Here is a 20,241-nt window from a genome sequence, read left to right on the forward strand (position 1 = left end):
CGACAAAAACTAAGTCCGATATCCAGGCTTCAGGACCCGCTCACCGCGATTAACACGCAACTGTTTTCTTCAAGCCGCCGTACCTGGTGGCGCAAGGGGCCGGGGAATTGCACGGAATCGCCCTTGTTGAGGATAAGGTTCTGGTCCGGGAATCGGATCTCAACCCTGCCGGATACGACAAAGAGCAGTTCCTCGCCTCTGTGTTCGGCGTCCGGTTCGTCGACCAGTTCAACGGGCGGGTACATAAGGAAAACCTCGAGGCCGGAACTCGTATCGCTCTGGGTCAACAGGCGCATAACATAGTTGCCGTCGTCTGCCGTCAGTTCATTGGCCTCGTCCGCGCGGGTGACGAAAAGCAGATCGTGGTTCTCAGCAGCGCCGAAAAGCTGTGCAGCGGAGACTTCGAGAACCGTTGAGATGCGCAGGATGATGGCGACCGACGGCACTTTAAGTCCGCGTTCCACGCGTGACAGGTAGCCCTTGTCCAGAGACGCTGCCAGCGCGAGTTGCGACAGGGACATATCCTTCTCGGTCCGCAGGGCGCGTATCGCCCTTCCCAGACTGACGCCTGCCGGAAAGTCCATTTTTCGGGCCGTACCCTTGAGTGCCATGTTCACCAACCTCCCAGTTCTGGCGAATTGTTCATCTCAAACTTCTCCGGTCAACCGGCTGTCGCGCCAATGAGAGCATCGCCAACCAAAATCTGATTAAAGAGTCATGCAATCCTGCGTTGCCAGGATTCAACGTTGTTTTTTGCCTTATAGGCAAAAGACCTGGTCTCGTCCATAGTGAGATCGATATGTTTTCCCGTTGATATACGTATAAATGTTTATTTTTTAATCACTTTCGCACATATTTCGCGCATGCGGCATGATTGCCTTTTAGACAACGTTGTCTAAGATCTTCTTTATACAACAGAAGGGGACAATCATGAAATTCACCAAATTGCTCGCTGTGACGGCCTTGAGCGTTGCAACGGTTCTTCCGCTGGCATCCACAGCGTTTGCGCAAGATGCTCCGGTCAAATGGAAGATGGCGGGGACGTTCTCCAGCTCCCTGCCGCAGCTCGGAACGCTCGGCAAGCGCCTGGAGGAAAAGATCGGGCTTGTCTCCGGCGGCAATATCGAGCTGCGCTTCTACGAGCCGAACGCGCTGGTGCCGCCGCTCGAAACATTCGATGCCGTCTCCCTCGGTGCTATCGATGCCGCTTTCTCCACTCCGGGTTTCTGGGGTGGCAAAGTACCGGCCCTGCAGGTTTTCGCGGCTCTCCCGTTCGGCCCCTCTGCTCCCGAATATATGGCGTGGTTCTATTTCGGCGGCGGCAAGGAAATCTTCGACGAAATTTACGGCAAGTACGGCATCAAGTCGGTGATGTGCGGCATGCTGGCGCCGGAAGGGTCAGGCTGGTTTCGGGAAGAAGTCAAAAGCGTTGACGATCTGGCCGGCATGAAGCTTCGCTTCTTCGGTCTTGGCGCCAAGGCACTCGGCAAGTTCGGCGTTTCCGCGCAGCTTCTGGCGGCGCCCGATGTCTATCCCGCCCTTGACCGCGGTGTCATCGACGGCCTGGAATTCGTTCAGCCGGCGATCGACTTGAAGATGGGCTTCTACCAGATCGCCAAGCATTACTATTTCCCCGGCTGGCACCAGCAGTCGACCTTTTTCGATCTGATGATGAACAAGGACAAGTGGGATGCCTTGAGCGAGACCCAGCAGGCGCAGATTGAGGCGGTCTGCGGCGACAACGTGCGCCACGGGATCGCCGAAGGCGAGGCCATCCAGGTTCCGGCCCTCAAGGAACTTCAGGAAAAGGGCGTCCAGATTCACAAGTGGTCCGACGAGGACCTTGCCAAGCTGAAGGGCGCCGTCGACGAGGTCATAGCCGAACAGGTTGCCGCAGACCCCGACTTCGCACGGGCCTACGAGAGCTTTTCCACCTTCCGGGAAGAATATACGACCTGGCGCGAAATCGGGTACCTGAAGTAAACGCAAATGACCGCACTCCTGGTTTCTGCCCGTTTCTTAAAGGCGGTCGCGCGGCGTATCGGTCAGGTCTCGGCATGGCTCATCGTGCTGCTGGTCCTGACCGTCGTCCTCGACGTGATTACCCGCCGCTTCGTGGTCCTCGGATCCACGAAGCTGCAGGATCTCGAGTGGCACTTTCATGCCGCGCTGTTCCTGCTGTCTCTTGGATATGCCTATGTCGAAGGCGAGCATGTCAGGATCGATGTCCTGCTTGAGCGTTTCGGTCCGAAAACCGCCGCGGCGATCGAGTTTCTCGGCGCGGTCCTGTTTCTGGTGCCGTTCTGCGTCATCGTCCTCTACTTCGGCTGGACCTTTGTCGAACGGTCATTCCTGTTGAACGAAGGGTCGGCCTCACAGACCGGGCTTCCCTACCGTTGGATCATCAAGACGACTCTCCTGACCGGCTTCTTCACGTTGCTGGTCGCAGCTCTCGGCGTCATTGCGGACAGTCTGGCAACGCTTCTGGGGGGCAAACGGGACCCGGAACCCGATACTCATTACGACGAGGTGGGGTTGTGACCGCATTCGAAACCCTGCTTCCCCTGACGATGATGGGCATTCTCATCGTCATCCTGTTCACCGGTTATCCGGTGGCGTTCTGTCTCGCTGGTGTCGGGCTGATCTTCACCGTCGTCGGCGGCATGCTCGACATGTTCCATCCGATGCAGCTCTTCCTGATCGTCAGCCGCATCTGGGGTTCCATCGCGGAAAACCTGGTATTGGTCGCGATCCCGATGTTCATCTTCATGGGCATCATGCTGGAGCGCAGCGGCGTTGCCCGCCACCTTCTGGAAATCCTGTCGGTGCTGCTCAGGCGGGTACCGGGCGGGCTGGCGCTGGCGGTCGTTCTCATGGGAACGATCATGGCCGCGACCACGGGCATCGTCGGTGCCTCGGTGGTCATGCTGTCGCTTCTGGCGCTGCCGGTCATGATGGACCGCGGCTACGACAAGCAGATCACTTCCGGGGTCATTTCCGCCTCCGGTACGCTCGGCATTCTCATTCCGCCGTCGATCATGCTGGTGATCATGGGAGACATGCTGGCCGTGCCGGTCGGCGATCTCTTCGCCGGTGCCGTCATTCCCGGCCTCGTCCTGTCCGGCCTTTATCTTGTCTATATCGTCTTCATGGCCATGACCAAGCCTTCGCGCATGCCAAAGCTTGAGGAAAGCAATACCGATGACGGGCGGTCCTTGCTGGGTCTCATCCTGCGCGGCTTCCTGCCTCCGACGCTCCTCGTGGTAATGGTGTTGGGCTCCATCATCGGCGGCCTTGCAACACCGACGGAAGCGGCAGGGGTCGGGGCCTTCGGGGCAACGCTGCTCGCCGTCTACAACCGGACCTTCAGCCTGAGCCTGCTTCGGGACGTCGTTCGCGGCACGGCGCTCACAAACGCCATGATTTTCGGGATCTTCTGCGGAGCGACACTGTTTTCGTACGTATTCCGCGAATTGGGCGGGGACGACGCGATCATCCATGTGATCGAGGTCCTCGACCTGCATGACTGGACGCTGCTGGTCCTGTTGATGGCAATCATCTTCGTGCTCGGCTTTTTCTTCGACTGGCTGGAAATCACGCTGATTATCCTGCCTGTCTTCCGGCCCATCGTGATGTCGCTGGATCTCGGAAATGCGGTTCCTTCGGATCATCTGCTCCTTTGGTTCGCGATTGCCGTGGCGGTCAACCTGCAAACCTCGTATCTGACACCGCCTTTCGGCCCCGCGCTCTTCTACCTGCGCCAGGCCGGGCAGGGATATCTGTCCCTCGGCGACATCTACAAGGGGGTCATTCCCTTCACCCTGCTGCAGCTCACCGGACTGGTCCTGTGTCTGCTGTTCCCGGCACTCGTGCTCTGGCTGCCGACTTATCTCGGTTATTGAGCCAGCCATCGGACAACCCCAAAAACATCAAGAGAGGAAAATCATGTCCCGCACCGTAATCGCTCCCCCGTCGCTGACCGCTCCCGGCGTTCCCCTGTCTCCGGGCATTGCCTTCGAGACCCTGGTCTTCGTCTCGGGACAACTGCCAATCGATCCGGAAACGGGCGCATTTCCCGATGGCGTCACAGCGCAGACGAAGGCATCTCTGGCAAATCTGAAAACCGTTCTTGAAGCGGCCGGCGCAACCATGGAAGGCGTGGTCAAGACCACGGTCTTCCTGAAGAACATGGATGACTTTTCGGCCATGAATGCCGTCTATGCGGAGGCATTCCCCAGCGAGCCGCCGGCGCGTTCCGCCATTGAAGTCGCCCGTCTTCCCAAGGACGCCCTCGTTGAAATAGAAGCCGTCGCCATTCGCGCGCGTTGAGTTTGAGCCATGACAGACCAGAATCCTGAAATGACCGAAGCCTTCCGCCACCCGGCGGCGAAAGCCGCGCTGGAAACCGAAGGCGGCACGACCGACTGGAAAGGCGTCCTGCTGCACATCCATATCGCGCCAAAAGCGAGTTTCGAAATGGAGGAGCTTTCGGAAGCGGAATGCGTTCCGGGCCGGGGTATCGTCGGCGACAGATACTTTCTCGGTACGGGAACCTATTCCCCCCGGCCGGATGTACGTGAAGTCACCCTGATCGAGCAGGAAGCGCTGGATGCGATTGCGCGAAACGACCCGCCGCTTCAGGAGGGCTCCATCGAGCTCAAACCCGTCGATCACCGCCGAAACCTGACCGTGCGCGGCGTGCCGCTCAATCATCTGGTCGGGCGCCGGTTCCGGGTCGGGGAGGTGATCCTACGCGGCGGACGCCTGAATTTCCCGTGCAAATACCTGGAGAACCTGCTCGACTCCCCGGTGTTCCTGCCGCTCTACAACCGGTCGGGGCTGAATTGCGGCATCGAGAAGGGCGGCATCATCCGCCCGGGTGACGAGATCGAGCTGCTGGACTGACCCATGCCAAACCGCCTGATCATGAGGCTCTCGGTCCAGGATGTCCGGGCCGAGACACCGGACGTTATTGTCCTGAGCTTCTCGCATCCCCGCCGCCCGGAGCTTCCCGCATGGAGCGCTGGAGCTCATGTCGACGTGCATCTGCCTGACGGCTCGGTTCGCCAGTATTCCCTGTGTGGCGACCCGCAGGACAGATCCATCTACACAATCGCCGTCAAACGCGAGCCGGACGGGCGGGGTGGCTCGCTGTGGCTGCACGAGACTGCGGCGGCCGGTCTGGAAATCCCGGTCTCGGCGCCCAGAAACCACTTCAGCTTTCATCCCGAGAGCGGCCGCCACGTTCTGGTTGCCGGAGGGATCGGGATCACGCCGCTGGCGCCCATGGCGAAGCGGCTCGTGGCGGAGGGACAGCGCTTCGTCCTGCATTACTGTGCAAAAAGCCGGTCGAAAGCCCCGTTTTTCGCAGAGCTGGAAGCACTTTGCGGCAGCAGGCTTCGGCCTTGGTTTTCCGAGGAAGGCACGAGGTTCGATCCATTGAGCGCCCTGACCGGCGAGACCGGTTCGGAACTCTATGTGTGCGGACCGCAGGGACTGATTGCTTCCATTGAGGAAGCTGCCTCAAAGCTCGACTGGCCGAACGGGAAATTCCACATGGAACGCTTCACGGCGCTTGCGAACGACACCTTCGTGCCAGAACCGTTCAAGGTCGTTATCGCTTCGAGCGGAAAAGAGCTCGATGTTCCGGAGGAACGCACCTTGCTTTCGGTCTTGAGGGAAAATGGTTTCGCGCTCCATTCGTCCTGTGAGACAGGAACTTGCGGAAGCTGCGAATGCGGCTACAGGGAGGGCGACGTTCTTCATCGGGATGTCGTGCTCACGCCGGACAAACAGAAATCCAGGCTGATGCCCTGCGTTTCCAGGGGCAAGGGAACGCTCGTCCTGGATCTTTGATCCAGGCAACCGGAATCCACTGAGCACGGAGGTCTCAGGGAGCTGGGACAGGCTGGCGACTTAGTGTACGGCTTCTAACCCATGCGCTCCGAGGCGTAGGAACCCGGGGAGGCGGGGAAGACGATGGTGCGGTTGCCGCTCAGAAAGACGCGGCGGTGAATATGGGCGTGGATCGCACGGGCGAGGATCCGGCTTTCCACGTCCCGCCCGAGAGACACATAATCGTTGGAGTTCTGGGCATGGGTGACCTGAACAGTGTCCTGATTGATGATCGGGCCTTCGTCCAGATCGGACGTCACGTAGTGCGACGTTGCGCCGATCAGTTTCACCCCACGTTCGTAGGCCTGCTTGTAGGGATTGGCGCCCTTGAAGCTCGGCAGGAAGGAATGGTGGATGTTGATGATCCTGCCTGAAAGCTTGCGGCACATGGCGTCCGACAGAACCTGCATGTAACGGGCGAGCACCACCAGTTCTGCGCCGGTTTCCTCCACCACACGCATCTGGGCCGCTTCGGCCTCCGCCTTGTTGTCTTTCGTGACCTTGATGTAGTGGAAGGGAATGTCGTGGTTCACCACCAGCTTCTGGTAGTCCAGATGATTGGAAATCACCGCCACGATGTCGACGGGAAGCGCGCCGATCCGCCAGCGGTAGAGCAGGTCGTTCAGGCAATGGCCGAACCGCGACACCATGATGATTACTTTCATCCGCTCCGCCTCGTCGTGGATCGCCCAGGTCATGCCGAAGGGCTCCGCGACCGGCTTGAAGCCTTCTCGCAGGCTGTCGATGTTTGCATCAAGCTCCGACTTGAAGCTGACGCGCATGAAGAAATCGCCGGAGGCCGGATCGTCGAACTGGGCACAGTCGGTGATGTTGCAGCCGGCCTCGGACAGGAAAGCGGTGATCGCGGCGACAATGCCGCGCCGGGACGGGCACGTGACCGTCAGGACAAACTGGGTCATGGGAAACTCCGAGGGAATTGATCTGGTCAGGCGCCGGGAGGCAATTCGGCGAACTGGAAGCCCGATCCGAGACCTTCCGCCGTTTCGGTGAGCACATCGAGTGCGAAACCGGCGGAAGAGACGTCGAGGAAGAGCTCATAGGAGGGGCTGCCAAAGCGGTCGAAGCGGACGGCCACCACGTCGAGATGCAGAGCGCGGGTCTGGGCCACCTGATTGACGGGAAAACCTTGCGGCCTCAGATCGGTCATGGAGATTCGCGCCATCAATTCCGGCGCGGCGGGACCGGACACCAGGAACCAGGCCCAGCCTTCCTCGCGATAGGCGTCGTAGCCCTTCGTCTCAAGCGTACTTTCCAGCCACGCCTGCCGAATTTCCCGCAACCGCTCTCCACTTCCGCCCGGTGGGGCGGTGAAGAGAACTTCCTCCTGGCCGAGCCGCAGGAGCGCGGTGCCGCAGGGCAGGATCACAGCGGCGTTCACCTTCTCCGGCGCGGTCATCTCCCGGGAGGCGATCCAGCTCATGGTGCCCGGCCCGCGCAAGCCGAACCGTTCCGAACGGGTGCAATCGAGAACACAGTTCCGGTCGGCGCTAGCAATGGTGTCCGTCTGGGGCAGACGTTCGGCCAGGGGACTGCTGCGCATTGCCTGGTCGATGCTTGCGGGAGACACGGTGGAGGCGATGTCCTGTGTCATGTCAGATCTCCTGCCGCAGGTTCTCGGAGTCGTAGAAGGGCGTGGTGACGACCGGCGCGTTGAGTTCCTTGCCGCACAGCCCTCGGATCGTCAGACTGCCGCCCGGTTCGGCATCGCGCGGGTCCGCATAGGCCAGCCCGATCCACTTGCCCAGGGTCGGAGAGTGGCAGACCGACGAGACGAAGCCGACCGGCGTTCCCTCGCGCAGGACCAGGCAGGAGTCCGACAGCCGGGCGCCATGGCCTTCCGGCACCTCGAAACCGCAGAGCTTGCGCTTGAGCCCCAGGCCTCCGCGTTTTTCGACCGCCGTCTTGCCGATGTACATGGGCTTCTTTTTCGACAGCGCCCACTCCATGTTCAGTTCCGCCGGGCTCGACAGGGCGTCGGTGTCCTGACCGATGATGATATGGCCTTTTTCCAGCCGTAGGACGCGCGAGGCTTCGAGCCCGTAGGGTGCCAGGCCGTAAGGCGCGCCCGCTTCTTTCAGCTTGCGCCACAGCGCCGCGCCGAAGGAGCGGGGCACATGGAGTTCATAGCTCAGTTCCCCGGTGAAGCCGATGCGCATGACACGTGCCGGCGCGCCGCCAATGACGCCGGTCCGGCCGTTGAGATAGGGGAAAGCGTCCGGAGACAGATCGATGTCGCCGCCAAGGGCTTCCAGCACCTTGCGCGCGTTCGGTCCGGTCACATTGATGGCCGCGAAGGCGGAGGTGATGTTCTGAATGTCGACCCGCATGCCCCATTGGGCGTTCAGGAAGCTCATTTCGGTATAGACACGGGCGACGGCGCCGGTGGTGGCGGTGACATAGAAGTCAGTTTCGGACAGGCGGTAGGCGACGCCGTCATCGATGACAGAGCCCATGTCGTTGAGCATCAGGCAGTAGCGGACCCGGCCCACCGGCTGCATCGCATGGGCCATGGTGTAGATCCGGTCGAGAAAGGCTCCGGCGTCCGGTCCCCGTATCGCGAGTTTGCCCAGGGTGGAGACGTCGAGCATGCCGACCCTTGTGCGCACCAGATCGACTTCTTCGGCGATGGTTTTCGCAAGGTCCCGGTCGTTGCCATAGTGATAGGGCCGCCACCAGGCCCCGGCGGGCTTCATCCGGGCGTTGTCCGCCATGTGCTCGCTCTGGATGGGCGTATGCCGGTAGAGCACGTGCAGCGGTCCGGCGAGGACGCCCAGTTTCTCCGGCCCGAAGGGGGGGCGTGATGTGGTGATGCCGACGTCGCCAACCTTGCGGTCCGTCATTCCAGCGACGATCCGGGCCGTATTCAGCGCCGAATGACGGCCCTGGGAGGGGCCCATGCCGACGGTTGAATAGCGCTTGACCAGTTCCAGCTCGCTATATCCGTCCTTGACGGCGTTCCGGATGTCCTTGACCTGCAGGTCCTCGTCGAAATCGATGAAGTCGCGGCCTTTTTCATGAGGGATCAGGGCCTGGGCGTGGTTCATGCCGGGGGCGGCCGGGTCGGTGAGCGGTTCGGGTACGTCCGTCTCACATCCGCAGCTCACGGTGGCCCTGGCGCCCGCGATTTCTCCGCTGCGCAGGACGGCCTGAAGATCGAAGCATCCCGCAGCCGATCCGGCGACATGCATGGATGCGGGAAGGTTGCTCAGGACGAACTGGCGGCTGTCGTCGTCATATCCGAGCTTCGCACCGGCATTCAGCGGCAACTGATAGGTTGGCGTGTAGCCTGCCGCAACGACGAGAAGGTCGCAGGCAAGCGTTTCCGCCCCGTGGCCGTTTTGCTCGAAGGTGACCGCGCGGATATGACGGTTACCCGCCGTTGCCCGGGCTTCGGTGACCGTTGCCGCGCGGACCAGGCGCACGCCCCGGTTTTCCAGCCGTTTGGCGACCTCCGGGCAAGACGGGGTTGCAGAGGGTTCCAGTACCGCCTGGAGTGACACGCCGGCGTCGAGCAGGTCGAGCGCGGTCAGGTAACCGTCCCGGTTCCCGGCGAAAACCACCGCCTCTTGTCCGGGGCGCACCGCGTAGTGGCGCATCAGGCGCTGGGCGGCGGACGACAGCATGATGCCGGGAAGGTCGTTGTTGTGGAACACCAGCGGCTGTTCCTGCGACCCGGTCGCGACAACCACCTGGCGGGCGCGCACCCGGTAGAGCGTGTTGTCCTTCAGCACGGGCAGCCAGTTGTCGGCGAACCAGCCGTTGCAGGTCGCACCGGTCATGATCCTGAGCGAGGGCAGGGCCCCGGCTTTGGCGCGGAGGTCATCCAGCAGACCCTCCGCTTCCTCGGTCTTCGTTGCGAAGCGGGCGTAGGTCAAGGCGCCACCGAGTTCGGGTGCGGAGTCGACGAGAACAACGTCCAGTCCCGTTTCCGCTGCCTTGATCGCGGCCGACAGTCCCGCCGGTCCCGCGCCGACGACGAGCACATCCGTGTGGATGTTTTCCTTGATGTAGCGGCCTTTGGGGGCGGCGGGATCGATCCTGCCGAGACCGGCGGATTTGCGGATGATCGGTTCCCAGAGCTTCAGCCAGGCCTTGTTGCCGGGTTTGAAGAAACTCCGGTAGTAGAAGCCGACCGGCATGAAGCGGCCGAACCGGCCGAGGATCGAAAGCCGGTCGTTTTCCGCCGTGCCGCTGACATTCTGGGAGGTGACGTTGAGGCCGTCCGCGATTTCGCGCAGGTCGGCGCGCACGTTGGCTTCATCGGGAAGCTGCACCAGGGTGTTGGCGTCCTGACCGGCCATGGTCAGAACGCCGCGCGGGCGGTGATATTTGAAGGACCGCGACAGGATCCAGCGGCCGTCTCCCGCAAGCGCCGACGCGATCGTGTCGCCTTCAAACCCTTCGACGCCCTTGCCGTCGAAGGAAAAGCGGATTGTGCGGGACCTGTCGATGCGCGATCCGAAGGGGGCGTTCAGCCGTTCGCTCATGGTCAGTCGGGCTTTCTGCTGGGAAGATAGGTGGCGAGGATCTCATCCGTCACCGTGTGGCGTTCCGCGATGAAGACGGTGTTGGACGGCGTGTGGCGCCACCACTCCGTGAGCACGCCAAGCGGGTTCTCGGCGAAGAACAGCGCCTCGGTCAGCTCGCCCGGATCTTCGGCGCTGGCCGCGCGCACCGGACCCAGATATTGAAACTCGGTGATGTTGCGTGTCCCGTTCACAGGGCAGGTCAAAAGCTTCATCGTACCCTCGTCAGTGGCTGGCTGCCGTGGCGCCCATCTCGTTCAACAGTTCGAACTTCTCGAAGCGCTGGAGGTCGAAGGGTTTCAGGATGTCGGAGACTCGGCCCCTGGCGACGGTCTCGGCCATGTATTTTCCGGCGACCGGGGTCGCCTTGAAGCCCCAGGTGCCCCAGCCGCAGTCGAGCCAGTAGTTTTCCAGCGGCGACGCGCCCATGACCGGGCTGTAGTCCGGGGTCATGTCGGTGATGCCCGCCCATTGGCGCAGGAGCTTGACCTTGTGCAGGAACGGGAAGAGATGCAGCGCGCCTTCGGCCAGATGCTCCTTCTGGTCAAGGGTGGAGCGGGTCGAGGCCAGCTGATAGGGGTCGGAGCCGCCGCCGATGACAAGCTCGCCGCGCGAGGACTGCAGGATATAGGTGTGCAGGTTGGCGGAGGAAATCAGCGTGTCGAGGAACGGTTTCAGCGGCTGGGTGACCATGGCCTGCAGGGGGAAACAGCGGATCGGCAGGCGGATGCCGGCCAGACCGGCAACGTGGCCGTTGAGACCACCGGCGGCCTGCAGCACCTGGCCGGCCGCGATCTTGCCCCGGTTGGTCTTCACATGGGTAACCCGGTTGCCGTTTTTTTCGAAGCCGGTTACCTCGGTGCGCTGGTGGATTTCCACCCCGCGTTCGGCCGCCCGCTTGGCGTAGCCCCAGGCGACGGCGTCGTGACGGGCGGTGCCGCCGTCCTCGTGCCAGAGGCCGCCGAGCACCTCGTGCTGACCGCCCATGTCGAGATTGAGCAGCGGGCAGATTTCGGCAACGGTTTTCGGATCGACAACTTCGATCCGCGTGCCCATGTGTTTGCCCATTTCTGCGCGCAGATGAAAGCTGCGCAGGGTGGCTTCCGAATGGGCGAGGGTCAGCTGGCCGCGCTGGGAGAACATGATGTTGAAGCCGAGATCCTCGGACATGGTCTCGTAGAGCTTTACGGCTTCCTTGTAGAAGCGTACCGACGGTTCGGTCATGTAGTTGGAACGCACCACCGTGGTGTTGCGCGCCGTGTTGCCGCCCGCCAGATAGCCTTTCTCAAGGACGGCGACATCGCGGATGCCGTGCACATGGCTCAGGTAATAGGCCGCCGCGAGACCGTGGCCGCCGCCGCCTAGGATCACGACGTCATAGGACGGTTTCAACTCGGGCGTCGGCGGTATGTCGTTGAACGACACGTGCCTGTTGCGCAGACCGTATTTCAACAGGGAAAGTGGCATGGCGTCCTGCAGGTTCGGTAGCCGGATAACAAACCGCAGTGAGCCTTGCTTTCAGACTTGGCGCAAGAAACCGATCTTTACCCAGTGACCTCGTTTTCGTAATGTCTCCAAAATTTCATTGGGGTCTTTATGCGCAATCTGCCTCACCTGATCTATCTGGAAGCCTTCGAAGCGGCTGCGAGACATTTGAGCTTCACGCGCGCGGCGGAAGAACTGAACTGCACGCAGGCGGCGATCAGTCAAAGGGTGCGGGCGCTGGAGCATTTCTTTTCTAGACCCTTGTTTCACCGGCGCAGCAACGGTCTGGAACTGACCGAGGTCGGCGCGGCCTATCTGCCGGGGATCGCCGATGCGCTCGACCGGGCGGCGACAGCCACCGAAGGGCTCCTGGGGGCGCGGGCACCGGCGAGCGTGACGGTTTCCGCGCCGGTCAGTTTCGTGCTGCTCTGGCTGGCGAAGAATGTGAACCGTTTCGCCGACGCCCATCCCGAGGTCGAGGTGCGGCTCAACAGCACGGTCTGGACCGATCCGAATGTCGAACTGGCGGACCTGAGCATTGAGGTGATGGACAGTGCCCAGCCGGTCTCGGGCGCGCGCCGGCTCGGGCGGGAACGCCTGATGCTCGTTTGCGATCCCGAGACTGCGGCAAGAGCGGAGGAGATGCCAAGTGCCGATTGGGTCAATGCGGGAAGGCTGGTTTATGTGCAGGGCAAGATGCAGCTTCTCGACCGCTGGGCCGCTAAGCAGGGCATTCCTCTCACGCCGGGGGGCGCTCCGGTCAAGGTGGACAGCGTGGCCGCGGCCCTGGAGCTGATCTCAAGCGCGGGCGGCATCACGGCGGTCATGTCGACCTATGCGGAGGGCTATCTGACTTCCGGCCGGCTCGTCGCTCCATTCGGCCCGGGAGAGCTTCTCTCCCAGGCCCTGCATGTTTTTCCGAACCGGCAGGGGCGGATGTCCCGATCGGCATCCGCTTTTCTGGAGTGGATATCCAGTGAGTTTACCGCTTTAGCTTAAGGCGTTTCGAGCGCCGGACGCGACCAGCCGTCGAACGCCGAAACAAATCGCGCGCTGATCCAGCCGCCGTTGGACAACTGGTACCAGACCCCCTGCGGTCCCGGCACGACCCGGCACGCGGCGATCTGGATTTCCTCTCCGGCCCGCAGGCTGCCGACGGTCGCCGCCTCAAGAGAAGGGCTTTGGCGGACATTGACGTCCCGTCCGACGGTTCTTTTCCAGTCAACCTCCGACGTATTGTCCGTCGTGCCTCCGTAGGAGAGGACGTCGAGCCCCCAGTATACGAATTTTTTCGTCAGTTTGCCTTCGTTGCAGCCTGTCGCGAGTGCCAGAAGCGCATTGGTCGCCTTGAACATGCCGTTTCGGTCGCCTTTTTCCGCGCACCAGGCATCTCTTTCGAATTCGCCTGTCTCGCAAGGACGCCTGCCGGCTGTCATGCGTATCCCGACGGAGCCGTCGCTGTTATATTCAACCGTGCAATATCCCGCTCCGTTGTGGCTCGCGGAGAAGCGCGGTGAGCCGGCGCGGTCTGCCATGTCCTCGAGACCCAATTCGTTTGCGTCGGCGATGATCATGTCGATCGAACCGAATTCGTACTCGACTTCCGACTTCAGGATGGAATTCTCCGCCATGAAGAGCTGATTGCACATGGCATTGACGGCATTCATTTTCAGAGCGCTGTCGTTGAGCGGTTGCGCGAGCGGACCGCTGGACACCGGGCTCATTCCCATGGCGAAAGTCCTGATCCCGCCGGTCAGGTAAAAGAAGCTGTCCGGAGAACGGTGCGACAGGGCTTCCTCGAGCAGAATGGAGGGGGCGAGACCGCCCTTGATCAGGGAGACGTAGGTTTGGGTGACCTCATAGGCGAGGTTCATGGCCGTCTGCACGGCGACCAGTTGGTTGGCCTGCTCGTCGGGCAGGAATGCCATGTGATACCCGAGAAGGGCGCCGACTTCGACAAAACGCGTATCCTCGCCAAGGACAATGTTTCTGGGCGTTGCCGACAGGGTGAAGGCGAGCGCGCAGGCGGACAGGCACCTTTTGCCCTTCAGCACGAAGACGCCGTACAGGTCCGAGTCCTGAGAGCCGACATTTTCCTGAAGATAGCGGCCTATCCGAATGCCTTCGGTGAAACTGCCGCCGGGACTGTCGAACACGATGACCTTGCCCCAGGTATCGCCAACGGCTGACTGGAGTTTTTCCAGATCGCCCTTCTCGATGACGCCTGAAACGTGAAAAATCGCGGTGTCGCCGCCGTAAACGCTGGCATCGCTGTTCTGGCCGCGCGGGTAGAGCAATTTCAGTTCCGACAGGCGCGGCGCCAGATCCTGCCGGCGCGTGATTTCCGCGGCCTGCGCATGTCCCGCAGCCAAAGTGACCGCTATCAGAATCAGCAATGTCCTTAAAACCATAAGACGTATTTTCTCCTGGATGTCTGTCTGCGGAAAACGGCGAAGACAGCCTCAAACAAGTCCAGAAAACCGCCCGGCGCAAGCAAAAACAGGCTTGGCGCGAGAATTAAGATCGCGCACAAGTGTATGTTTCCAATCCGAAAAATTCCAGGTTGTCGATTTTGTTTGCGGAAACGTTGCCGGGGTGGAACGTGACCCGGAGATTCCGGCTATTGACTTCTGCTTCTTCCGGCAGACTTGTGTCCTCATATGCAATTCAGTGGGGCAACATGAAGAATTTTTGGTTGTATTTCTTTTCCCTGGCAATCCTTGTTGCAGGTGTTTCGTCCGCCAACTCGGCTGAAATCGCGGTCGGCGGAGACCGGTCTCTCAACTGTATTGCCACGATTTCCGGTCCGATCGCCACCGGCGACGCCCAGAAGCTCAAATCGTTCCTCGATGATTTGTCGGGACGTTCGAACGAGTCCATCAACGGCGTCAGTCTTCTGGCTTTGCAGGACGGCAATACACGGGCGCGCCTGTGCCTCGACAGTCCGGGCGGATCGCTGGCGGAGGCCGTGCGCATGGCGGATCTGCTGCTGAAGGATTTCGGCAGCAACTACTGGGTCAATTCGCTGGGCACAGCGGTCCCTTCCGGGGCAACCTGCGCGTCCGCCTGTGCCGTGTTTTTCATGGCCGGAGGCGAAAACACCGAGAGCGACATCGGACGCGTGGCGGACCGGGTTCTTCATGTCAACGGAATATTGGGCTTCCATTCGATTTCCATTTCGTTGCCCGAAGCCAACTACAGCCGCGACGACGTCGGCAAGGCTTTCGGGCTGGCGCTGAAAAGCATGGGGGCGGTCGCGACGCGGATGGAAGCGCTTAGGCTCCGGCTGTCGCTTCTGCAGACCATGCTCGCGACAGCGCCTGAAGACATGTACTACGTGGAGACGATTGGTGACGCCGCGCATTGGAACATCCAGCTTGCCGGGCTTCCGATCCTGAGGCAGCCGACACCCGCCAACATTCATGCGGCCTGTTCAAAACTCTCACGGCAGCTGACGCCGGAGGACGGTTCGACGGCGACGAACTATGCGCACGAAAAGGTTCAGGATGGTTCGAATGGCGTTCTTCAGCACCGCCTCTGGCCGGAAAACGACATTCGCCGCGACGCTTTCCAGAGTTACAACCAAGCTGAGGACGGTCGGATCGATTTCGTGAGCGACGGCGGAACCGAGCTCGGAGATATCGGCTGCAGGGGCAGCTACGATCCGTCCACTGGCGAGCTGGTCGCGAGTGTGGAAGCAAGCAATGGCTGGACCCTGGCGGTTCCGAACGCCTTCCTCTATCCGGGCGGCATGTCGCTCCGGGTTATTCTCGGTCTTGCAGAGGGAGGGGGGGATCTCGCACCGGATCTTGTGATCGCACAAAAGAGCGAGGCGCCTGTCGATACGACCTGTCTGGTTTTCAAAGGCGAAAACAAGACGGATGAAGACCCGTGCCGAAAAACCGTTGTCACGACCTTGAATGCCGGACTGCACAGCCATGGCATCGAGAGCTATCAATGGCCGTCCGGTGGCAAGACGGTTGTCGAACGCGAGGAGGGAAAGGTGCTCATCAACGGGGCGGTCGCGGAAGAACTCTGGCGCAAGACGAAGCCGAAGGCCGTTGCCGAAGAAACGGACATCAGCTGCCTGAAAAACTCGGCCTCAGGAAACGTGTTCTGTTACAGGCGCGTCTATTGACAATTTCCGGATGCCCGAGATCCGGCACAGCTGCTAAGGCCGGATCTCGTACTCCTTGTAGCCCGCCGCCCAGCTGACGCTGCGATTTGTGGTGTCTCCGGTCCAGACCGTGTTCAGGCGGCCGGAGATCTCCTTGATGAAGCCCATCTTGTCGTCGATCGGTTCGAATGTGCCGTTTGCCGCGAGCAGATCCTCAAGGTCGACCCGGTCTTGCGTCACGATCGCCAGCAGCTTGCCGTTTCCCGCGGGGGCTTCGGCCACGAAGCTGAAGCCGTAGGAGGGGTCGGGCACCGTCAGTGTCGAGTTGGCCCGGATCTTCCCGGTCTTGCCCGCCGCACGGTCTTCGTCGGTCGGGAACAGCAGGACGAGTTTGCCCTCCGCCGTCAGGTCGAGCAGGGTGAGATAACCGTCGAGTTCGCTGGTCAGCTGAAACTGGACCTCGTCACCGATCTCATGCATGGCGCCAGGCAGGATCCGGACCGCGATCTTGTCCCGTTCGCGTTCCGGCAGAACGTCGGAGACGTCCTCGGAGCTGTCACCCGTGACCGTCTGGACCGGTTCGGCGGGCCGGACCGGCTGAAGAACGAAGGCTTCGTTGCGGGGACTGACATTCGGTGTGAACTGAAGCTCCCGGCATTGCTCGACGCCCTGGCACCAGGCTTCCGTCTTGGGACGCATGAAGTTGAGCAATTCCGCGGTCGTGATCCGGCCGTTGCCGTTCTGATCCGCCTGTCCGGAGGACAGCCCCTGGATGAGCGTCTGCGTGAAAATGCCGGATCCGTTGGTTTCCCAGGCTAGTTGATGCGGCAGGGCCGCGGACAGGTTGAGGTGCGTGTCCACCTCTCGTGCAAGCGGTTCCACGTCGCGGGCGTCGGCGAAGAAGGTGGAAGACCCGGAGAAAGGGAGGTAGCGCGGCCTGGCGTCGATGCCGTCCTTCGCGAGTCCCGGGACGATATCGCGGTTGATGGTGCCGGAGTGACAGGAATCCGCGATCAGGATCACTTCGCGGCCCTTGAGCATGTTGAGAGCCCGCCCGATCTCGTCGTCGCTGAGCATGTCGCTCGCCTGGTCGCCGTTGCGGCCGAAATCAGTCGGTACGAAGGTCTCGTCCTTGCCGTCTTCCTCGTCTCCGCTGGTGTCCGGGATCTGCGAACCGTGGCCGGAGTAATAGATGATCACCCGGTCGCCGGGCTGGGTCGCTCCGGGCAGCCAGCTCTGGATCGCATTCAGGATCTTCTGCTTGGAGGCGTCTCCATCGACAAGAATGCGGATGTCGGACTTGGAGAAACCCCAATAGCCTTCGAGGAATTGCGTCATCGCACGAACGTCGTTCGCGGGACCGCTCAGTTGCGCTTTCGGCGGCAGATAGGGGTATTCGCCGGCGCCGATCAGCAGGGCCTTTTGCGCTGCCTGGGCCTGCGTTGCGCCAAGTCCCAGGCAAAGGCCGGCCGCGAGCGCTGCGGCTGAAAGGAATTTCACGGCTGTTCTCCTTTGTGGGAATAAAGTCCGATCCAGTCGAGGCCGAAAGACTGGCCTTTCAGGACATGGCCGAAATCCTGGGCCAGGGCGGCGAGGTCCCCTGTTGCCTCCGCCGTTTTGACGGCGTCGACGAGACCGGGCTCAAGACGGCCGGTGGTGATCGCGATCAGGTGGTCCGCGCCGAAGGGAGCGATCACCTCGGAACGGAATTTCTCCGTTCTTCCGGCGCGCAGCCTGCCGGAGGCCAGGCCGGAACCGCCTTTACGGACGGGGCCGACGAGCTGGATTTCGCCGGAAGAGGCCAGGTTGAAGAGCACGACATTCTCCTGTGACGGCGACTGGATGGAGAAGGTGACCCGTTCGCCCTCGTAATATGTCCGGCTGCCTTTGGAGAGGTTCAGCGCCGGGTTTTCCGTGGACGTGATGCCCGACAGAAACTGGATGAAGCGCCACTTGTCGACAACCGGCTGGAGGACCTTCGCCGTGAGTTCCTTCGGCAGGTCCGCCACCTTGTCGCCGGTCTTGTAAAGGAGCGCGCCGGTTTCGCCGTCGACAACCAGGTCGGCATCCTCCCTGCGCCCGGCGGGGCGGATACCCGTGAGGTCGGGCAGAGCCGTGCTTGCGCCGGCGAATACAGACAGGACCGGTAGTTCGAAGACGGCCGGCGCGGTCCCGGCTGTTTCGTTCAGGTCGATTTCCAGATCGCGCGAACCGGCATTGACCTCCGGTCTCTGGCGGCGCTCGGTGTGGCGCGTTACGGAACGGTTGACGAAGCTTTTCAGTTCGGCGGTGTTGAGCACCCGGTCGCCGTCCCGGTCGGCGTTGCCTTCCAGGGCGCGGGAAAAGGCATAGGAAAGGGCGCCGCGCGACTGGTCGTCGATGCGGATTTCCTGGGTAACCTTGTTGCGGTCCTGGGCGTAAACCCAGATCACGTGCTCAAGGGACGCTTCGTCTACCTCGCCCAGGGATTTTACCCTGTCGGCGACGTGGTCCTGGGCGGGATCGACCCTGACGTCGGCGACCCTGAGGCTGACATCCGTTCCAGGTGCGAGGTCCCGTGTCATGCCGCCGGCGAAGCAACTGTCGGCGACAAAGACCACGGTGGCCTCTTTTTCCTCAGCGAGCATGTGGCCGATCTCGTTGTCGACGATGCGCTCGTTGACGCCCGCACCGCTTTCGGCAAATCCCGCCAGAAGGAACATGTTGTCCATGTCCTCGTGCCCCGGAACGATGGCCTCCTGACGTGCGCCGTGACCGGCATAGTGAAAGACCAGCGTATCGCCTTCCCGGGCCAGCGCGGTGAGCAGCTGCCAGGATGCAAAGATGTTTTCGCGTGTCGCCTCGCCGTCGGTCAGCAGGATGATCTTCTCCGCGCCCAGACCTTCAAGTGTCTTTGACACATCCTTCGCGTCGTTGACCGCACCCGACAGGTCGTTCAGGTGGTCGTAGGTATCGATCCCGACAACTAGGCCGTAAAGCGCTCCCGCGGAAGCAGGCAGGGGCGCGAGGAGCGATGCGGCCAGAAGGGACGCGCCGAGAGAGGCGCGTTTCCAGAACGCGATCAAGGTCGGAGACTGTGTCATGAAGGAACCGGACATAGTTTGATCATTTCAGCACGAATTCCACCCGACGGTGCGCCTGGTTGCGGACGTCCTCGCTGTAAAGAGAGGGATCGTCAAAGCGGAAAGGCTGGGCCTCTCCCATGCCGACAACCTCGATCGAGCCCGCATAGCCGCTTGCCTGCAAGGCGCGGCGGATGGCCTCCGCCCGTTTCAGCGAAAGCTGAACATTATAGGCGTCGGACCCGACGGGGTCCGTATGGCCTATCACCTGAATGTCCGGCGCACCCTGCTTTATCAAGGCCTTTTGCGCGTCCTCGAAACTGGTTCTGCCGGTTTCCGTCATCACGTCCCGGTCGTAGACGAACTGGATCGGCACCAGGGTTTTCTTGCGTCCGTAGCCGCGCGTCTGGAAACTGTATTGCGAAATGGACTGGCCGCTGCGCGTCACCGGGATCTTGATGTCGCTCGGGTCGGTCGAAATCTGCGCGACCACGACGGCCATTTCGTCGAGGCGGTCTCTCAGGCGCGCGATCATCGCATGCTCCGGTTCCGCCGGTGTCAATTCCTCGTCGTCCACCAGACCGAGGGCTTCCTGGTAAGCCTTCAATGCGGGAACGGCTTGCCTTTGCTTGCGATAGATCTCTCCCAGGAGAAAGGAGATTCGCCAGTGGCTGCCGAATTCCTGCAGATCGAAAAGCCCCTGTTTCAGCTGCTCGGGATCGCCGCCAAATCCGTCGAGGTCCTGAAACGGAGCCAGCGCATCGAGGCGGGCCTCGATGATTTGCTTGCCGATGTTTTCGACGACTGCGCCGTCGCAATCGCTGTCGTTGAAAGCCTGATCGTAAACCCGGGCGCGGTCCTCGTGGGACGCGCTCAGCGGCAGGTTGCGCCAGGCTTCCTCGACCTTTGCACAGTCGATCAGCTGGGCGTTGGCGCCGACGGTGAAAAGGGGAAGGAGGAATGTGACGATGGCGGCACGGCGAAGAACTTTGTAGGGCACGTTTTCAGTCCGGTTTACGCAATTCAACATGTCTGAAAGTTTCTCCGGCATTAGCGTAATATTGCTAAAAATATATTTATTATCCGTAATTTACTTCTTTTGGCTGCGGCCGGAGGATCCGTTTCGCCCATATCG

General features: G+C 61.4%; 18 protein-coding genes and 2 pseudogenes. 8 read left to right on the plus strand and 12 right to left on the minus strand.

Annotation, left to right across the window (positions count from 1 at the left end; genetic code table 11):
* Positions 1-29 precede the first annotated feature (29 nt).
* Complete coding sequence (locus JF539_RS16810) at positions 30-611, minus strand: helix-turn-helix domain-containing protein (protein WP_207141852.1); 582 nt, start codon at positions 609-611, stop codon at positions 30-32.
* Between the two features lie 319 nt (positions 612-930).
* Between JF539_RS16810 and JF539_RS16815 the strand changes: the two genes are divergently transcribed.
* From JF539_RS16815 to JF539_RS16840, 6 genes are read left to right on the plus strand one after another with little or no spacing between them, the layout of a single operon-like run.
* Positions 931-1,983 (plus strand): TRAP transporter substrate-binding protein, encoded by a 1,053-nt coding sequence (locus tag JF539_RS16815; RefSeq protein WP_207141853.1) that lies wholly within the window; start codon positions 931-933, stop codon positions 1,981-1,983.
* Between the two features lie 6 nt (positions 1,984-1,989).
* Positions 1,990-2,541, plus strand: coding sequence for a TRAP transporter small permease subunit (locus tag JF539_RS16820; protein ID WP_207141854.1), 552 nt, complete (start codon positions 1,990-1,992; stop codon positions 2,539-2,541).
* Complete coding sequence (locus tag JF539_RS16825; protein ID WP_328809256.1) at positions 2,538-3,902, plus strand: TRAP transporter large permease subunit; 1,365 nt, start codon at positions 2,538-2,540, stop codon at positions 3,900-3,902. The genes JF539_RS16820 and JF539_RS16825 overlap by 4 nt, the downstream gene beginning before the upstream one ends.
* Before the next feature lie 43 nt (positions 3,903-3,945).
* Positions 3,946-4,329: a RidA family protein gene (locus tag JF539_RS16830; RefSeq protein WP_207141855.1), complete on the plus strand. Its 384-nt coding sequence runs from the start codon at positions 3,946-3,948 to the stop codon at positions 4,327-4,329.
* A gap of 9 nt (positions 4,330-4,338) precedes the next feature.
* Entirely contained in the window at positions 4,339-4,905 is a 567-nt protein-coding gene (locus JF539_RS16835; RefSeq protein ID WP_207141856.1) for an MOSC domain-containing protein, read from the plus strand.
* A 3-nt stretch (positions 4,906-4,908) separates the two neighbouring features.
* A complete protein-coding gene (locus JF539_RS16840; protein WP_207141857.1) occupies positions 4,909-5,856 on the plus strand; it encodes a PDR/VanB family oxidoreductase in 948 nt (315 codons plus the stop codon).
* Between the two features lie 74 nt (positions 5,857-5,930).
* On the opposite strand, the gene purU is transcribed toward JF539_RS16840, so the two are convergent.
* The 7 genes and pseudogenes from purU to JF539_RS16865 all read right to left on the minus strand — a co-directional run bounded on the left by purU (position 5,931) and on the right by JF539_RS16865 (position 11,909).
* Positions 5,931-6,815 carry a formyltetrahydrofolate deformylase gene (gene purU / locus JF539_RS16845; protein ID WP_207141858.1) on the minus strand — a complete coding sequence of 295 codons (885 nt, stop codon included), beginning with the start codon at positions 6,813-6,815 and terminating at the stop codon, positions 5,931-5,933.
* Positions 6,816-6,841: 26 nt separating this feature from the next.
* Positions 6,842-7,507, minus strand: a complete 666-nt coding sequence (locus JF539_RS16850; protein ID WP_207141859.1) for a hypothetical protein — start codon at positions 7,505-7,507, stop codon at positions 6,842-6,844.
* A gap of 1 nt (position 7,508) precedes the next feature.
* Positions 7,509-9,104 carry a glycine cleavage T C-terminal barrel domain-containing protein gene (locus JF539_RS28120; protein ID WP_419247685.1) on the minus strand — a complete coding sequence of 532 codons (1,596 nt, stop codon included), beginning with the start codon at positions 9,102-9,104 and terminating at the stop codon, positions 7,509-7,511.
* Between the two features lie 111 nt (positions 9,105-9,215).
* Positions 9,216-9,911, minus strand: a pseudogene (locus JF539_RS28125) (FAD-dependent oxidoreductase); the annotation flags it as partial.
* A 213-nt stretch (positions 9,912-10,124) separates the two neighbouring features.
* Positions 10,125-10,403: pseudogene (locus JF539_RS28130) on the minus strand ((2Fe-2S)-binding protein); the annotation flags it as partial.
* A 2-nt stretch (positions 10,404-10,405) separates the two neighbouring features.
* On the minus strand, positions 10,406-10,657 hold the full coding sequence (locus tag JF539_RS16860) for a sarcosine oxidase subunit delta (RefSeq protein WP_207141861.1): 252 nt from the start codon (positions 10,655-10,657) through the stop codon (positions 10,406-10,408).
* A gap of 10 nt (positions 10,658-10,667) precedes the next feature.
* Positions 10,668-11,909: an FAD-dependent oxidoreductase gene (locus JF539_RS16865; RefSeq protein ID WP_207141862.1), complete on the minus strand. Its 1,242-nt coding sequence runs from the start codon at positions 11,907-11,909 to the stop codon at positions 10,668-10,670.
* 129 nt (positions 11,910-12,038) lie between these two features.
* On the opposite strand from JF539_RS16865, the gene JF539_RS16870 reads away from it, so the two are divergent.
* Entirely contained in the window at positions 12,039-12,926 is an 888-nt protein-coding gene (locus JF539_RS16870) for a LysR family transcriptional regulator (protein WP_207141863.1), read from the plus strand.
* On the opposite strand, the gene JF539_RS16875 is transcribed toward JF539_RS16870, so the two are convergent.
* A complete protein-coding gene (locus JF539_RS16875; RefSeq protein ID WP_207141864.1) occupies positions 12,923-14,338 on the minus strand; it encodes an SH3 domain-containing protein in 1,416 nt (471 codons plus the stop codon). The two genes, JF539_RS16870 and JF539_RS16875, sit on opposite strands and share 4 nt — an antisense overlap.
* A 269-nt stretch (positions 14,339-14,607) precedes the next feature.
* Between JF539_RS16875 and JF539_RS16880 the strand changes: the two genes are divergently transcribed.
* The gene (locus JF539_RS16880) at positions 14,608-16,065 is read left to right on the plus strand and encodes a hypothetical protein (protein WP_207141865.1); all 1,458 of its coding nucleotides are present in this window, start codon (positions 14,608-14,610) and stop codon (positions 16,063-16,065) included.
* A 33-nt stretch (positions 16,066-16,098) separates the two neighbouring features.
* Here the strand turns inward: JF539_RS16880 and JF539_RS16885 are convergent, their stop codons facing one another.
* Genes JF539_RS16885 through JF539_RS27520 form a run of 3 tightly spaced genes read right to left on the minus strand, consistent with a single transcriptional unit; the run spans position 16,099 to position 20,136 of the window.
* Positions 16,099-17,544, minus strand: coding sequence for a caspase family protein (locus tag JF539_RS16885; RefSeq protein ID WP_207141866.1), 1,446 nt, complete (start codon positions 17,542-17,544; stop codon positions 16,099-16,101).
* Positions 17,541-19,127, minus strand: a complete 1,587-nt coding sequence (locus JF539_RS16890) for a caspase family protein (protein WP_207141867.1) — start codon at positions 19,125-19,127, stop codon at positions 17,541-17,543. Before JF539_RS16890 ends, JF539_RS16885 begins: the two co-directional genes overlap by 4 nt.
* Positions 19,128-19,149: 22 nt before the next feature.
* A complete protein-coding gene (locus tag JF539_RS27520; protein ID WP_209017368.1) occupies positions 19,150-20,136 on the minus strand; it encodes an OmpA family protein in 987 nt (328 codons plus the stop codon).
* Between the last annotated feature and the right edge of the window lie 105 nt (positions 20,137-20,241).

Origin of the sequence: Roseibium aggregatum (genome assembly GCF_017309185.1) — a bacterium.
In the GTDB taxonomy this organism is placed as follows: domain Bacteria; phylum Pseudomonadota; class Alphaproteobacteria; order Rhizobiales; family Stappiaceae; genus Roseibium; species Roseibium aggregatum_B.